Annotated in this window: 16 protein-coding genes and 1 tRNA gene; 2 read left to right on the top strand and 15 right to left on the bottom strand. The window is 63.2% G+C overall.

The window, feature by feature from the left end:
• Positions 1-79: 79 nt before the first annotated feature.
• Both OUZ45_RS03240 and OUZ45_RS03235 read left to right on the top strand, forming a co-directional pair.
• Positions 80-787, top strand: coding sequence for an SDR family oxidoreductase (locus tag OUZ45_RS03240; protein ID WP_266168478.1), 708 nt, complete (start codon positions 80-82; stop codon positions 785-787).
• A gap of 52 nt (positions 788-839) precedes the next feature.
• The gene (locus OUZ45_RS03235; RefSeq protein WP_266168477.1) at positions 840-1,682 is read left to right on the top strand and encodes an isocitrate lyase/PEP mutase family protein; all 843 of its coding nucleotides are present in this window, start codon (positions 840-842) and stop codon (positions 1,680-1,682) included.
• Between the two features lie 177 nt (positions 1,683-1,859).
• On the opposite strand, the gene OUZ45_RS03230 is transcribed toward OUZ45_RS03235, so the two are convergent.
• The 15 genes from OUZ45_RS03230 to OUZ45_RS03160 all read right to left on the bottom strand — a co-directional run bounded on the left by OUZ45_RS03230 (position 1,860) and on the right by OUZ45_RS03160 (position 14,263).
• Positions 1,860-1,935 (bottom strand) — tRNA-Lys (locus tag OUZ45_RS03230).
• Between the two features lie 60 nt (positions 1,936-1,995).
• Positions 1,996-2,676: a 7-cyano-7-deazaguanine synthase QueC gene (gene queC, locus OUZ45_RS03225; protein WP_266168476.1), complete on the bottom strand. Its 681-nt coding sequence runs from the start codon at positions 2,674-2,676 to the stop codon at positions 1,996-1,998.
• A gap of 165 nt (positions 2,677-2,841) precedes the next feature.
• A complete protein-coding gene (queE, locus tag OUZ45_RS03220; RefSeq protein WP_425601665.1) occupies positions 2,842-3,543 on the bottom strand; it encodes a 7-carboxy-7-deazaguanine synthase QueE in 702 nt (233 codons plus the stop codon).
• 260 nt (positions 3,544-3,803) lie between these two features.
• Complete coding sequence (gene ybgF / locus OUZ45_RS03215) at positions 3,804-4,697, bottom strand: tol-pal system protein YbgF (protein ID WP_266168475.1); 894 nt, start codon at positions 4,695-4,697, stop codon at positions 3,804-3,806.
• A 2-nt stretch (positions 4,698-4,699) separates the two neighbouring features.
• Positions 4,700-5,209 carry a peptidoglycan-associated lipoprotein Pal gene (gene pal / locus OUZ45_RS03210; protein ID WP_266168474.1) on the bottom strand — a complete coding sequence of 170 codons (510 nt, stop codon included), beginning with the start codon at positions 5,207-5,209 and terminating at the stop codon, positions 4,700-4,702.
• 243 nt (positions 5,210-5,452) lie between these two features.
• A complete protein-coding gene (gene tolB, locus OUZ45_RS03205) occupies positions 5,453-6,769 on the bottom strand; it encodes a Tol-Pal system beta propeller repeat protein TolB (RefSeq protein WP_266168473.1) in 1,317 nt (438 codons plus the stop codon).
• 7 nt (positions 6,770-6,776) lie between these two features.
• Positions 6,777-7,715, bottom strand: a complete 939-nt coding sequence (locus OUZ45_RS03200; protein ID WP_266168472.1) for a cell envelope integrity TolA family protein — start codon at positions 7,713-7,715, stop codon at positions 6,777-6,779.
• Entirely contained in the window at positions 7,702-8,148 is a 447-nt protein-coding gene (gene tolR, locus OUZ45_RS03195) for a protein TolR (protein WP_266168471.1), read from the bottom strand. Before tolR ends, OUZ45_RS03200 begins: the two co-directional genes overlap by 14 nt.
• Before the next feature lie 15 nt (positions 8,149-8,163).
• Complete coding sequence (tolQ, locus tag OUZ45_RS03190; RefSeq protein WP_266168470.1) at positions 8,164-8,853, bottom strand: protein TolQ; 690 nt, start codon at positions 8,851-8,853, stop codon at positions 8,164-8,166.
• Between the two features lie 24 nt (positions 8,854-8,877).
• The gene (gene ybgC, locus OUZ45_RS03185; RefSeq protein ID WP_266168469.1) at positions 8,878-9,312 is read right to left on the bottom strand and encodes a tol-pal system-associated acyl-CoA thioesterase; all 435 of its coding nucleotides are present in this window, start codon (positions 9,310-9,312) and stop codon (positions 8,878-8,880) included.
• Positions 9,305-10,354 (bottom strand): Holliday junction branch migration DNA helicase RuvB, encoded by a 1,050-nt coding sequence (ruvB, locus tag OUZ45_RS03180; RefSeq protein WP_266168468.1) that lies wholly within the window; start codon positions 10,352-10,354, stop codon positions 9,305-9,307. Before ruvB ends, ybgC begins: the two co-directional genes overlap by 8 nt.
• 109 nt (positions 10,355-10,463) lie before the next feature.
• Positions 10,464-12,368, bottom strand: coding sequence for a potassium transporter Kup (locus OUZ45_RS03175; RefSeq protein ID WP_266168467.1), 1,905 nt, complete (start codon positions 12,366-12,368; stop codon positions 10,464-10,466).
• Position 12,369: 1 nt separating this feature from the next.
• The gene (gene ruvA / locus OUZ45_RS03170; RefSeq protein WP_266168466.1) at positions 12,370-12,969 is read right to left on the bottom strand and encodes a Holliday junction branch migration protein RuvA; all 600 of its coding nucleotides are present in this window, start codon (positions 12,967-12,969) and stop codon (positions 12,370-12,372) included.
• Entirely contained in the window at positions 12,966-13,487 is a 522-nt protein-coding gene (gene ruvC / locus OUZ45_RS03165; protein ID WP_266168465.1) for a crossover junction endodeoxyribonuclease RuvC, read from the bottom strand. Before ruvC ends, ruvA begins: the two co-directional genes overlap by 4 nt.
• A 41-nt stretch (positions 13,488-13,528) precedes the next feature.
• Complete coding sequence (locus tag OUZ45_RS03160; RefSeq protein WP_266168464.1) at positions 13,529-14,263, bottom strand: YebC/PmpR family DNA-binding transcriptional regulator; 735 nt, start codon at positions 14,261-14,263, stop codon at positions 13,529-13,531.
• Positions 14,264-14,315 lie beyond the last annotated feature (52 nt).

Below are 14,315 nucleotides of genomic sequence, written 5' to 3'. Positions count from 1 at the left end.
CATCATGTAAAAACATAACCATCATCCACCATGCCGCCAGCGACTGGCACATGCACCCACCTTCAAGAGACCCAAAGCCATGAAGATTCAAGGCACGACAGCCCTCGTTACGGGCGCCAACCGCGGCCTCGGCCAAGCCTTTGCCAAGGCCCTGCTCGAAGCCGGTGCAACGAAGGTCTACGCGGCAGCCCGCGATCCATCCACGGTTACGCTCGCCGGTGCCACCCCGATCAAGCTCGACGTCACCCGCGCTGACGATGTCTTTGCAGCAGCGAAAATCGCGCAGGATGTAAGCATCGTGATCAACAACGCGGGCATTGCCCTCGGTGCAATGTTGCTTTCCGATCAAGGCGCCGACGCCATTCGCAAGCAGCTGGAAACTAACCTCTTCGGCATGCTCAACGTCAGCCAGGCGTTCGCGCCCGTGCTGCGCGGCCATGGCGGCGGCGCACTCGTGAACATGCTCTCGGTGCTGAGCTGGGCCAGCCTTCCGAGCACGGCAACCTATTCGATCTCCAAGGCCGCCGCCTGGGCGCTTACGAACGGGCTTCGCAATGAACTGCGTGAGCACGGGACAAAAGTCGTCGCGGTCCATGCGGGGTTTATCGATACCGACATGGCCGCGCACGTCACCGCACCCAAGAGCAGCCCCGCCGACATTGCTGCGCGAGTCATCCAGGCATTGCTCAATGACGAGGAAGAGGTTCTTGCCGACGACATTTCGCGACAGGTGAAGGCCGGCTTCGGCTCGACCCCTTCACATTACATTGCTGGGCTGAAACCCTGACGAGCCGTTGGCCATACTGCCCAGCGTCCCCATTGCCACATCGTCTTCGACCATGAAAACGCAACGCGAAAAAGCCGACCTGTTCCACGCCCTTCACGAAGGCCCTTGCTTCATCCTGCCCAATCCCTGGGATACCGGCTCGGCCCGCTTGCTGGCGAGTCTGGGTTTTCCGGCGCTAGCGAGCACCGGCGCCGGCTTCGCTTTTGGCCAAGGTTTGCCGGACTATTCGCCAAGCTTCGAGGCCATGATCGAACACCTGACGATGTTGGCCGCGGCGACCGACTTGCCGCTAAGCGGCGACCTGCAAAACGGATTTGGCGACGGCGCTGAAGACGTGCAACGAACCATCCGCACCGCCGCTTCGTGTGGCTTGGTCGGTGGCTCCATCGAGGACGCCACCGGCCGACCCGAGGCGCCGATCTACTCCCTGGCCGAGGCGACGGACCGCATTCGAGCGGCCGTCGAAGCGGCAAAAAGCCTGCCGTTCAAATTCACGCTCACCGCACGCGCCGAGAATCATCTGCATGGCCGCCATGACTTGACCGACACCATCACCCGCCTCCAGGCATACCAGGAGGCGGGTGCCGACGTGCTGTTTGCACCAGGGCTAAGCAGCGCTGCCGACATCGGCACCGTGGTGCGCGCGGTAGATCGGCCCGTCAACGTCATCATGGGATTTCACGGCGCGCAGCTCGATCTGGCCGCCTTGGCCGACCTGGGTGTCAAGCGCGTCAGCGTGGGCGGCTCGCTGGCCCGCGCCGCTTATGGCGCCCTGCTCCGCGCGGGACGTGAGTTGCGAGACCAAGGCACTTTTGGCTATGCCAGCAGCGCCATCAGCAGCAAAGACATCCATGCCCTGATGGCACAGCCATGGAACAAACCGTCATCTGAGTAGCGCCCCATCCCAGCTGGCGCTCGCGCTGTCGACGTTTACCCATCCCCATGCTTGTCCCGTAAAGGGGACTTTCTTCTGGCGTAAGAGCCAGCCCTCATAGGCGGCGTGGCCCGCGGAATTGGCCTACGGTTGCGCACAAAAAAAAGGACTTGCGTCACCGCAAGTCCTTGTATGGATTGGTGGGCCGTCCGAGATTCGAACTCGGGACCAATAGATTAAAAGTCTACTGCTCTACCGACTGAGCTAACGGCCCGGCATCAAGCCAAGCCCGCAATTTTAGGGTCTACGCGCCTGCGGCACAAGCCAAAGCGATTCAAACGTAGCGCGTCGGATCGGGCAGCCCCGCATCGCGGAACCCCTGAGCACGCAGACGACAGGCATCGCAATGCCCGCACGCGCGGCCCTGTGCGTCAGCCTGGTAGCAGCTCACGGTCTCAGCGAAATCGATGCCCAGGCGTTGGCCTTCGCGTGCAATGTCGGCTTTGCTCATACGCATCAGCGGGGCGTGGATGCGGATGCCCGCGCCCTCTACGCCAGCCTTGGTCGCCACATTGGCGAGCTGTTCGAAAGCTTCGATGAAGGCCGGGCGGCAATCGGGGTAACCGGAATAATCCACCGCGTTGACGCCGCACCAGATGTCGCTGGAGCCGAGCACTTCGGCCCAACCCAGCGCGATCGACAGCATGATGGTGTTGCGCGCGGGCACGTAGGTCACGGGGATGCCTTCACCGCCTTGCTCGGGTACGTCGATGTCGGCGGTCAGCGCCGAACCGCCGATGGCGCGCAGGTCGACGTTCACCGTCTTGTGCTCTACCGCGCCGAGCAGGCGCGAGACACGCGCGGAAGCTTCGAGCTCGGAGCTGTGGCGCTGACCGTAGGCGACGCTCAGCGCGTGCACCTGATAGCCCTGTTCGCGAGCGATGGCGATGGTGACGGCCGAATCCATACCACCCGAAACGAGTATGACGGCCTTGCGGGGAGAAGCTTGGGACATGGGTTGCATCCACACTGAAGTCAGGCCGGTCACCGGCCGGAAAGCGCCACCGGCAACACAGGCCGACGCGCGTAGACAGGAACGAGTGGAGAGGAGTGAGAAACGAGAGGCGATCCGCCGGATGGCCGAACTCGTTTCTCACTCCTCTCCACTCACTCCTAGCTCTTAATGTCCCTGCGCATCGTTCCATAGCAGCTTGTGCAGCTGCAGTTGGAATCGCACTGGCAATTTGTCTTCGATGATCCATTCCGCCAGTTCGCGCGGCTGCACCGCGCCGTGCACCGGCGAGAACAGCACCATGCAGCGCTTATCGATGGCATGTTCAGCAACCACGGCGCGCGCCCATTCGTAATCGGCACGGCTGGCGATGACGATCTTTACCTGATCATGCGGCAGCAGGAGATCCAGATTGGACCAGAGGTTGCGCTTGCTTTCGCCGGAATCCGGCGCCTTCAAGTCCATCACTTTACGAACACGCGGATCGACCGCGGAGACATCGAGCGCGCCAGACGTTTCCAGCGATACCTCGTAGCCAGCATCGCACAAGCGTTGCAACAAGATCTGGCAGCGCTTCTGCGCCAGCGGCTCGCCACCGGTTACGCAAACATGCTTTGCGCCATGCGAAGCGACTTCGGCGAGGATGTCGTCGATCGCCTGCCAGTTGCCGCCGTAGAACGAATATTCGGTATCGCACCAGACACAGCGCAGAGGGCAACCGGTTAGTCGCACGAACACCGTGCGCCAGCCGATGGCATCCGCCTCGCCCTGGATCGAATGGAAAATCTCGGTGATGCGCAGGCGCTCGGCCACGACCGGAGTCGACGTGGTGGACGCCACGCTTGCACTGCTCACAAGAGTCTGTTCCATGCTTCACCATAGCTCGCGCCGGAAGCTGTTTGCGCGCAGGCCAAGGAAGAACGAGGGCGTGTATGTCGATACACAACCGAGTGATGACGACGGCATGCGGGCAAACAGACCCGGCCCGGAGGGTTGCTCGCGTGCGCCCGCCAGGAAGCGCCGCGCGGCTTGACCCGACAGCCAGTCAGGCGCTGCGCCACGCACCACTCCCTGGCGGGCGCACGCGAGCAACGCGAGCTATGGTGAAGCATGGAACAGACTCTCACACCTCAGTTGGCCGGCTGCAATTGCAGGCGGCGTAGGCGTTCCTGGGCAAGGCCGGCGGCCTTGGAACCCGGATATTTGGTGGTGACCGACTTCAATGTGGCTTTGCCCGCGTCAACCTGCTTGAGTTCCAGCTGGCTGTAGCCGAGCTTGAGCAAGGCATCGGGCGCCTTGTCGCTCTGCGGAAACTGACTGAGCAGACGCTGGAAGGCTTCCAGCGCGACCGGGTAGTTCGTGGTCACGTAGTAGGACTCGCCCAGCCAGTAATACGCGTTCGGCGTCAGCGGGCTGTCCGGATATTGCTGGATAAACGTGCGGAAGCCGCGCGAGGCCTGCACATAGTCGCCACCACGCAGTGACTTGAACGCCGCGTCGTAAGCGGCCTGCGCACCTGCCGCATCCGCAGCGGGAGCAGCGCTTGCCGCCGGGTTGGGCTTGCCGCCCTTGCCCTTGGCATCCGCGGCAGGAGCCGTCGTCGGTGCAGACGCCGGGTTAGCGGTCGCGGCCGCGTTGGCATTCGCTGGCGAGTTGGCATTGGCGGCCGTGTTGCTGCCTGCGGCGGCGCCTGCAGCGCCACCACTCTCAAGGCGACCCAGCCGCGAATCGAGATCCACGTACTGCGCCTTGTTCTTGTCCTGGAGTTCCTGCACCTGATGCTGCAGTTCCTCGATCTGGCCTTGCAGCTGCTGCACCTGCGCCTGCAGTTGCTGCATCTGGTTGACCATGCCGACACCGCCCTGGTCCTGGTTCTGCGCCTGCTGCTCGAGCCGCGCGACGCGGTCGGCCAGACTGAGGCGGGAATCCTGTGCCAGTGCCGGAACGGCAAAAAGCATGGCGGACGCGATTGCGCCCGCCATGCCAAGCCTGGCTGAAAAGCTGTTAGCCAGTCGCTTCGTCATGCTTACTTCGCCGTGTAGACGATCTCGACGCGACGGTTCTTGCTCCAGCAGTCTTCGTTGTGCTCACGGCACACCGGCTTCTCTTTGCCGTAGCTGATCACGTTGAGCTGGCCAGCCGAACCACCGGCAGCGGTCAGCGCGCTGGAGACAGCATTGCCACGACGCTCGCCGAGACCCAGGTTGTACTCGCGGGTGCCGCGCTCGTCAGCGTTGCCTTCCAGACGGATCTGGGAGGTCGGACGGTCCTGCAGGTACTTGGCGTGGCAAGCCATGATCTGCTGGAACTCCGGCTTGATCTCGGTCTTGTCGAAGTCGAAGTACACGACGCGCTGACGCAGGCATGCGTCACGGTCCAGGTCTTCCGGGGTGTACTTGCCAGCGTTGGTGGCCGGAGCCTCGGTCACAGGGGTCTGCTCGACCGGAGCCTGCGGCTTGACTTCTGCCTTCTTCTGGCAAGCGGCCGCGCCAACGCAGAGCAGGGCGACCAGGGCGACGCGAACGGTCTTATTCATGGTGGACGTTCCTTCAAACGGGTTTGAGTTCCGACAGTCAATAACGATTGCGGTTACAGGACAGTGATCGCCGGTGGACCGGCTGTTATTTTGACACCTTGGCGCCGGCAAGGCGCTAAGCACCCCGCCAGCTTCACCAGCCAGGGCCACATAGCCCGGTCGGTGACCGGACCGGCAGCAGGCCAAGGCCCACCCGCCGACCCTAATCGTACGGCCGCGACGCGCGCGCCACGGCCACAAAACTCAATGCTGCCGGTACGGACCCCAGGCCGGCTCGCGCACGTCGCCATCGGAAAGTACGAGGCGCTGGCGAACCTGACCATCGGCCGAAACGGCATACAGAACGCCGCGACGTCCCTCGATAGCGGCGTACAACAGCATGCTTGCATTGGGTGCAAAGCTCGGGGACTCGTCGATCGGGCCCGGCGAGAGGAAACGCACCTGCCCACCCAGACTGCGGTCCATGACCGCGATACGATACACGTTCCCGTTGCCCTGCACCATGGCGATCTGCTTGTCGTCGTAGCTGAGGTTGGCGCTCAAATTGTTCTGCCCCTGGAAGCTGATGCGGTTAGCAGCGCCGCCCGAGGGGGAGATCTGGTAGATCTGCGGACGGCCGGAGCGGTCCGAGGTGAAGTAGATGCTCTGGCCGTCCGGCGCCCAAACCGGCTCGGTGTTGATGGACAGAGTCTTGGTCAGGCGGGTTTCCTGGCGGCTGGCCACATCCATCACATAGATCTCCGGGTTGCCCGTGTAGGACAGGGAGATGGCCAGCTTGCTGCCATCCGGCGACCAGGCCGGGGCGCTGTTGATACCGCGGGGTCGGGCCGACACCAGCTGGCGCGAGCCGGTGGTGATGTCCTGCACATAGATAGCCGAGTTGCCGCTCTCGAAGGAGACGTAGGCGATCTTCTTGCCGTCCGGCGACCAGTGCGGCGACAGCAGAGACTCGCGGGAACGGGCCACTACCTGCGGGTTATAGCCGTCCGAATCAGCGACGATCAGCGAGTAGGTGGTGTTGTTACCCAGGCCGACGGCGGTGATGTAGGCGATGCGGGTCCAGAACGCGCCGCGCACGCCAGTGATCTTTTCATAGATCTGATCGGCGATCTGATGCGCCACGCCGCGCAGGTCGCCGGCAGGGGCAGTGAACGCCTGGGCCAGCAGGCTCTGTTGCTTGTTGACGTCCCACAACTCGTACTCGACGCGCAGCATGCCGCCGCCAGCGTCGCTGATGCGGCCGACGGTGATGAAGTCCTGCTTCAACAGTCGCCAGGTGGCGAACTTGATGTCCGAGCCCTTGGACGGAGTCTCGACGATCTCGCTCTTGGCCAGCGAGCGGAATTTGCCCGAGCGGTTGAAATCGTTGCGAATGACATCGGCCGCATCAGTAGCCAATGGCGCCCCACCCGCCTGGGCGAACGGCACCACGGCAATCGGGGTAGCGGTCTTGAGGCCGCCGACGATATCGACGTTGAGCGACTGGGCTGCGGCCGAACCGGCAAACAATGCCGACACGGACAACAGGACGGAGGCAAAGACTGAACTCAATTTGCGCATGGGCTGATCACTGCGGCCTGAAGGTAAAGGTTAGGTTGCGCTGGAACACGCTCTCGAAGCCCTTGTAGGGCAGCGGCTGTGCGCGCAGCACGGCATTCTCGACCGAGCGCTTGCCAGCCTCGTCATACGGACAGCTGGAATCGACCTTCGCGCTCATCACGTCACCGCCGGGCAGCTGCACGATATGCACGACGCAGGGGGTGTTCGGCATGTTATCGGGGCGCAGCCAATTCTGCGTGACCGCGTTCTGAACCGCGGCGAGGTATTGACCCAGCAGGCCGGTATCCGGCCCATTGGTACCTGTCTGGCGCTGTTCGGCATTCGGCAAGTTAGCTTCGCCGTTGTCCTTGGCGTTCTTCAGCTCTTCCATCTGCTGCTTGGCCTGCTTGGCCTTGTTCTCCAGCTTCGAGCGCTGCGAAGCGGCCGCATCCATCTTGGCGAACAGCTCGTCGAGCTTCTGCTTCTCTTGTTTTTGCTTGGCTGCCTGGGCGTCCAGTTCGGACTGGCGCTGGCGCTGTTTTTCTTCCTGCTCGCGCTTGGCTTCTTCGGCTTTCTGCTCAGCCTCCTGCACCACTTTTTCCTGCTCCTTCACGTCCGGATGCTCGGGCGGCGGCGGCAGCGTCTTCACCACGGGCGCCTGTTCCTGCGGTGTCGGCGGCGGCACGGCGGGTGGCGGCGGCGTGGAGTCGGGCACCGGCGTGACCTTCTCGGCCTTCGGCGGCGGTGCGCCGGTGGGGCCGATCAGGGTGGCTTCGATGATCTGGCCTGGTAGCTCCAGCGGTTTGGCGCAGGCGATCGGGTTCCAGTTGGCCGGCAGGTGCAAGGTCTCGAACAGGCCCTCGTAGAACGAGCACGGCACGACGGCCAGGGCCAGAAAACCCACGATACCAAAATGCAGAATGGCGGAAAGAACGACCGCCTTGGGCGTACCCTTACTGTCGTCCATTCTTCGTGCCCGACTCTGGCGCGCTCATTAGACCGACCTTGGCCACGCCGGCCTGCTGCAGTTCGGCCAGCACCTGATAGACGCCGTCATATTTGCCATCGCGGTCACCGGCCACCAGCACGCTGACTTCGGGGTTCTCCTTGACGAACGCGCCCACCTTGGCCTTCATGGCTTCGGCGTCGATCGGCTCTTTCTTGGTCGTGCCCAGGGTCAGGTACAACTGTCCGTTGTGATCGACCGAGATGATCACCGGTTCCTTCTTGTCCTTCAGCGACTTGGCGTTCGCCTGCGGCAGGTTCACGTCCACATTGGCGTTGAGCATCGGCGTGGCGACCATGAAGATGATCAACAACACCAGCATCACGTCGATATACGGAACGACGTTGATCTCGGACTTGAGTTTGAAGCGCTTGTGGCGCGGGGAGCTACGCATGACGTTGCCCTCGCCTCAGGCCGCTGCGTCGTCGGTCTGGATCTGACGCTGCAGCACGGAGGAGAACTCCTCCTGGAATACCTCGTAACGGGACGCGACGCGGTCGACCTTGTTGGCGTAGCGGTTGTACGCCCACACCGCCGGGATCGCGGCGAACAAGCCCATGGCCGTAGCGATCAGCGCCTCGGAAATATGCGGCGCCACCACGGCGATGGTCACGTCCTTCATTTCGCCCAGGCCCTGGAAGGCGCCCATGATGCCCCACACGGTGCCGAACAAGCCGACGTACGGGCTGATCGAGCCAACGTTGGCGAGAAACTCCAGGTTGCGCTCCAGCCCGCTGATTTCGCGGGTACCGGCCACGCGCATGGCGCGCTCGGAACCCTCGATCACCACGCGCATGTCATGCGTTTTGCGCTGGCGCTGACGGGCGAATTCGCGGAAGCCGGACTCGAACACGTTCTCCATGCCGCCGTTACTGGCACCACGATTGCTGACCTCGCGGAACAGCTGGGCCAGGTCGCCACCCGACCAGAAGCGCTCCTCGAAGGCCTCGGCGTTTTCCATCGCCGCCTTCAGCTGCGCGTACTTGCGGATGATGATCACCCACGAAAGGAAGGAGAACACCAGCAGCAGGAGCATCACCAGCTGCACGGGAATGCTCGCTTCCGCGACCAGCTTGAAAATGTTCAGTCCACCGTTCATTGCTTGAAAGTACTCCGACGCGGGTTATTTGAGTGGGGGTAGGCCGGGGATCATCTCGGCCGGAATCTGCACCGGGCGCATGCGACGGACATCCACGCATGCCACACGCACTTGCGCGCGAATCAGCTGCGTACCGTCGGCCCGGCTGATCGTCTGACCGAACAGGATACTGGCTGCGCGCCGCTCTTTGACTTCCACTGTTACGCTCAGTTCATCATCCAGCAGGGCCGCTCGCAAGAAATCGATCTGCATCTCGCGCACCAGGAAGGCCAGGCCGGTGGTCTCCTTGAAGCTCGACTGGTCGATGCCCTGCCCGCGCAGCCATTCGCTGCGAGCTCGCTCCATGAAGCGCAGATAGCTGGCGTGATAGACCACGCCGCCCGCATCGGTGTCTTCCCAATACACGCGAACCGGCCAGCGGAAGCTGCCCGGGAGGGGGTTCTGCGGCGTATCAGACATCGGTATCGCCCGTGATGAACAGATCGGCCGGCTGCGGCTGGCGGGGTGGCGGGGTCAGGCCCAGATGGCGCCAGCCCTTGGCACTGGCCATGCGGCCTCGCGCCGTGCGGATCAGAAAACCCTGCTGGATCAGGTAAGGCTCGACCACGTCTTCCAGAGTGCCGCGGTCTTCGCTCAGCGCGGCCGCCAGCGATTCCACACCTACCGGGCCGCCATCGAAATTCTCGATGATGACCGTGAGCAGGCGCCGGTCCAGCTCGTCGAAACCTTCGGCATCGACCTTGAGCATGCTCATCGCCGCCTGGGCGGCGGCGAGGGTGATATGCCCGTCGGCCCGCACTTCCGCATAGTCGCGCACGCGACGCAGCAGGCGATTGGCGATACGCGGCGTGCCGCGCGAGCGACGGGCAATCTCCTGAGCACCCTCTGCTTCGCAGGGAATACCGAGAATGCGCGCCGAGCGGCGCACGATGGCGGTCAGCTCATCGGGCGTATAGAACTCCAACCGTTGCACGATGCCGAAGCGGTCGCGAAGCGGCGCCGTGAGCAGGCCCGCGCGCGTGGTCGCGCCGATCAAGGTAAACGGCGGCAGATCGAGCTTGATCGAACGCGCGGCCGGGCCCTCGCCGATCATGATGTCGATCTGGAAATCTTCCATCGCCGGGTAGAGCACTTCTTCCACTACCGGCGAGAGGCGATGGATTTCGTCCACGAACAACACGTCGTGCGGTTCGAGGTTGGTCAGCAGCGCAGCCAGGTCGCCGGCACGCTCCAGCACGGGCCCCGACGTGGAGCGCACATTCACGCCCAGCTCGTTGGCGATCACATGCGACAGCGTGGTCTTGCCCAGGCCTGGCGGGCCAAAGATCAATACATGATCGAGCGCCCCGCCACGCTTTTTGGCCGCTTCGATATAGATCGACAGCTGCTCGCGTACCGCTTGCTGGCCGAGGTACTCGGCGAGCCGCTTGGGACGGATGGAAGCCTCGAGGGCTTCGTCGTCCAGTTGGGCGGCGGCGGTGATGATGCGGTGCTCAGTCATGGCGCGCATTATCAACCAAGAGAGAGGGGCGAGGGGTGAGAAGTGAGAGAAAGGCCGATAACTGCTGCTTTTGCCATGTTTCTCACTCCTCTCCACTCACACCTAGATCCTAGATCTCCACCTGCGCTCCCAGCTCGATCAACCGATTGCCGGGAATCTGGAAGAACGCCGTTGCCGGCAGCGCATTACGGGCCATGAAGGCGAACAGCTTGTCGCGCCATAAAGCCATGCCGGGACGACGCTCATCGGCAATGATGGTTTCGCGCGACAGGAAGAAGGTGGTGTCCATCATGTCGAACGGCAGGCCGCTGCGCGCGCATTTGGTCAAGGCCGCGGGGATGTTGGGGTCTTCGGCGAAACCGAAGCGCAGCTCCAGACCGTAGAAGTCGCCGCCGAGCTGGGTGATGTGAATGCGCTCGTCCGCATCCGCCACCGGCGTCTCCAGCATTTCCACGGTCAGCAACACATTGCGCTGATGCAGCACCTTGTTGTGCTTGAGGTTGTGCAGCAGCGCATGCGGCACCGCGTGCTGGTTCGCAGTGAGAAACACCGCCGAGCCCGGCACGCGCAGCGGCGGATGGTCGCCGACGTTCTCGATGAAGGGTGCCAGTGCCAGACCGGACTGCTTGATCTCGCGCACCACCAGCTCGCGGCCGCGACGCCAAGTGGTCATCACTACGAACACGCCCACACCGAGCACCAGCGGGAACCAGCCGCCGTACTCGATCTTGATCAGGTTGGCGCCCAGGAAGGACAGGTCGATCGCCAGCAGCAGCACACCGGCCACCCCCACGGTGAGGCGGCTCCAGTGCCACTGATAGCGCGCCACCACCAGGGCCAGCATGGTGGTGATCGTCATGGTGCCGGTCACCGCGATGCCGTAAGCCGCACTGAGGTTGTCCGAGCTACGGAAACTCAGCACCGCCAGCAACACCATCACCAGCAGGAAGGCGTTCACCCACGGCACGAAAATCTGCCCGGACATCTCGCGCGAGGTATGCACAACAGGCATGCGCATCGAGTACCCCAGCGCCATCGCCTCGCGCGTCATCGAGAAGGCGCCGGAGATCACCGCCTGCGAAGCAATCACCGTCGCCAGCGTGGCCAGGCCGATCATCGGATACAACAACACCGAGGGCACCAGCTTGAAGAACGGATTGTCGATGGCTTCCGGATGCTCCAGCAGCAACGCGCCCTGCCCAAAGTAATTCACGATCAAGGCCGGCAGCACGAAACTGAACCAGGCCAGGCGGATAGGCTTTTTGCCGAAATGCCCCATGTCCGCATACAGCGCCTCGGCACCGGTCAGCGCCAGCACCACGCCGCCCAGCGCAATGAAAGCCTGCAGCCCATGGCTCATGAAGAACTTCACCCCATACCAAGGGCTGAGCGCCTTCAACACTTCCGGATTGGCGACGATCATGCGCGCGCCGAACAGCGCAATCACTACGAACCAGATCACCATCACCGGGCCAAACAGCTTGCCTACGCGCTCCGTGCCATGCCGCTGTAGCGCGAACAGCAAGAACAGAACCACCACCGCTGTCGACGGCACCACCCAATGCGGCAGATCGGGAATGGCCACCTTCACGCCTTCGACGGCGGAAAGCACCGAGATGGCTGGGGTGATGACACCATCACCATAGAACAACGCCGCACCGAAGATGCCGAGGATGGCCAGTATCCAGCGCATTCGCGCATCGCCTCTCGCACTGCGCAAGGCCAGTGCGAGCAACGCCATGATGCCGCCCTCGCCCTTGTTGTCGGCGCGCATGATGAACACGACATACTTGAGCGAAACCACCAGGATCTGCGCCCAGAAGATCAGTGACAGCACACCAAAGATGCTTTCCGGCGTGGGCTTCATGCCATCGTGGCTCAGCGTGGTTTGCAGCGTGTACAGCGGGCTGGTGCCGATATCGCCGTACACCACGCCGATGGCGCCCAGCGCCAGCGTGGCGAGGCGCCGTTTGGTATCGGCATCGATGCTGCCGTGCGTGGCTTCTGGATTCACGTCATGTCCCTAGAGCGGCGCGCAGCGCCTTGCGGATAATCGATTCGGCGCTGTCGCCATCGGCGGCGACCTTCTGCACCAGGCGCGTTACTTCAGCCGGTTTGTAGCCGAGCTGCTGCAAGGCCACAGTGGCCTCGCCTGCCGGATCGAGCGGTGCGCCGTTCGTTTTGGCGGAACCGCCCGACAGGCTCACGGCCAGGCCGTCCACACGGTCGCGCAGCTCCACCACGATGCGCTCGGCGGTTTTCTTGCCGATGCCGGGGATCTTGGTCAAGGCAACCACGTCGCCGGCCTGCACCAAACGCGCAAAGTCGTTGGTGGAGACGCCGGACAACACGGACAGCGCGATCTTCGCGCCAATGCCACTCACTTTCAGCAGATTGCGGAACAGCGCGCGCTCGGCTTCGTGCATGAAACCGTACAACGCCACGCTGTCTTCCTTCACCGCATAGTGGGTGAGCAGGATCACTTCCTTGCCGGTGGATGGCAGGTCGTAGATGGTCGACATGGGCGCTTCCAGCTCGTAGCCGACGCCACCCACTTCCACCAGCAGCCACGGCGGCTGCTTGGACACCAAAATGCCGCGCAGACGACCGATCATCGGCGTCGCCTCCAGGCCGTACGCGGAATACCCACGCGAGCCAGGCTGGCACGGGTGTGTGCGTGGGTCACGGCGATCGCCAGCGCATCGGCGGCATCGGCCTGCATCGGCCCCTTGAGACCAAGCAACACGCCGATCATGTGCTGAACCTGGGTCTTGTCGCCACGGCCACTGCCTACCACCGCCTGCTTTACTTCCGTCGCTGCGTATTCGTGCACCGCAATCCCCTGGCTCACCACCGCACAAATCGCGGCGCCTCTTGCTTGCCCCAGTTTCAAGGCCGAATCGGCATTGCGCGCCATGAACACGCGCTCGATGCCGCACTCCTCCGGCCGATGCGCGGCGATGATGGCACACAGCTCGTCAAAGATGCGTTTCAGGCGCAGCGGGAAGCTGGCCTCGCCAGCGACCGCCAGCGCACCATGAAATACATAGGACAACTTGCCCACCGCATCGACGTCGATGATGCCCACACCGGTGCGTTGACTGCCCGGATCGATGCCGATAATGCGCGTCATGAGCGAAGGTTCGCCACGGGCCAGCAGCGGCCCGTGCGGACTTAGTGTGCGGCCTCGGCCGGCAGCAAGGCGTTGTGAGAAACCTCGCTCACGTCATCGAGTGCGTCGAGCTTCTCGATCAGGACGAGCAACTGCTCCAGCACTTCGTCGGCTACCGCCACCCGATTGTTCGGACGCATGCCAACGCCAGCGTGCTGGGCGTTCAGGCCGGCGGCGATCAGCGCCTGCTGCACGGCTTCGAAATGTTCCGGCGCGCACACCACGGTGCTTTCACCGTGCTCATTGATCACGTCGTCGGCACCGGCGTCGAGCGCAGCCTCCAGTACTTTCTCTTCCTTCGCCGCGTCACCACCCGTGGCGAACACCAGCTCGCCGCAGCGGGTGAACTGGAATGCCACGGAATTGCTGGTGCCCAGATTGCCGCCGTTCTTGTTCAGCACACTGCGCACGTCGGCGACAGTACGCGTCTGGTTGTCGGTGAAGCAGTCGATGATCAGCGCCACACCGCCCGGGCCGTAGCCCTCATAGCGCAGCTCTTCCATGGCAGTGCCGCCATCGGCACCGGAGCCGCGCTTGATCGCGCGCTCGATGGTGTCCTTGGTCATGTTGGCCGACAGCGCCTTGTCCACCGCAGCGCGCAGGCGCGGGTTGGCCGCAGGATCGGCGACACCGGCACGCGTAGCTACGGTGATTTCGCGGATCAGCTTGGTGAACACCTTGGCGCGCTTGGCGTCTTCGGCATTCTTGCGACCTTCGATGGACGGGCCTCTACCCATGACGATTTCCTGAACTTATGTATAGGACAAGGGGCGAATTTTATCTCTTTCG

It is taken from the genome of Dyella subtropica, from assembly GCF_026283965.1.
Lineage (GTDB): Bacteria > Pseudomonadota > Gammaproteobacteria > Xanthomonadales > Rhodanobacteraceae > Dyella_D > Dyella_D subtropica.
Note: the sequence above shows the minus strand (reverse complement) of the source record. Positions and strands in the feature narration are given on the sequence as shown.

Coding starts and splice junctions, on each gene's coding strand:
- OUZ45_RS03240 (WP_266168478.1), top strand. CDS start 80: ATGAAGATTCAAGGCACGACAGCCCTCGTTACGGGCGCCAACCGCGGC.
- OUZ45_RS03235 (WP_266168477.1), top strand. CDS start 840: ATGAAAACGCAACGCGAAAAAGCCGACCTGTTCCACGCCCTTCACGAA.
- queC (WP_266168476.1), bottom strand. CDS start 2,676: ATGTCCCAAGCTTCTCCCCGCAAGGCCGTCATACTCGTTTCGGGTGGT.
- queE (WP_425601665.1), bottom strand. CDS start 3,543: ATGGAACAGACTCTTGTGAGCAGTGCAAGCGTGGCGTCCACCACGTCG.
- ybgF (WP_266168475.1), bottom strand. CDS start 4,697: ATGACGAAGCGACTGGCTAACAGCTTTTCAGCCAGGCTTGGCATGGCG.
- pal (WP_266168474.1), bottom strand. CDS start 5,209: ATGAATAAGACCGTTCGCGTCGCCCTGGTCGCCCTGCTCTGCGTTGGC.
- tolB (WP_266168473.1), bottom strand. CDS start 6,769: ATGCGCAAATTGAGTTCAGTCTTTGCCTCCGTCCTGTTGTCCGTGTCG.
- OUZ45_RS03200 (WP_266168472.1), bottom strand. CDS start 7,715: ATGGACGACAGTAAGGGTACGCCCAAGGCGGTCGTTCTTTCCGCCATT.
- tolR (WP_266168471.1), bottom strand. CDS start 8,148: ATGCGTAGCTCCCCGCGCCACAAGCGCTTCAAACTCAAGTCCGAGATC.
- tolQ (WP_266168470.1), bottom strand. CDS start 8,853: ATGAACGGTGGACTGAACATTTTCAAGCTGGTCGCGGAAGCGAGCATT.
- ybgC (WP_266168469.1), bottom strand. CDS start 9,312: ATGTCTGATACGCCGCAGAACCCCCTCCCGGGCAGCTTCCGCTGGCCG.
- ruvB (WP_266168468.1), bottom strand. CDS start 10,354: ATGACTGAGCACCGCATCATCACCGCCGCCGCCCAACTGGACGACGAA.
- ruvA (WP_266168466.1), bottom strand. CDS start 12,969: ATGATCGGTCGTCTGCGCGGCATTTTGGTGTCCAAGCAGCCGCCGTGG.
- ruvC (WP_266168465.1), bottom strand. CDS start 13,487: ATGACGCGCATTATCGGCATCGATCCGGGCAGTCAACGCACCGGTGTG.
- OUZ45_RS03160 (WP_266168464.1), bottom strand. CDS start 14,263: ATGGGTAGAGGCCCGTCCATCGAAGGTCGCAAGAATGCCGAAGACGCC.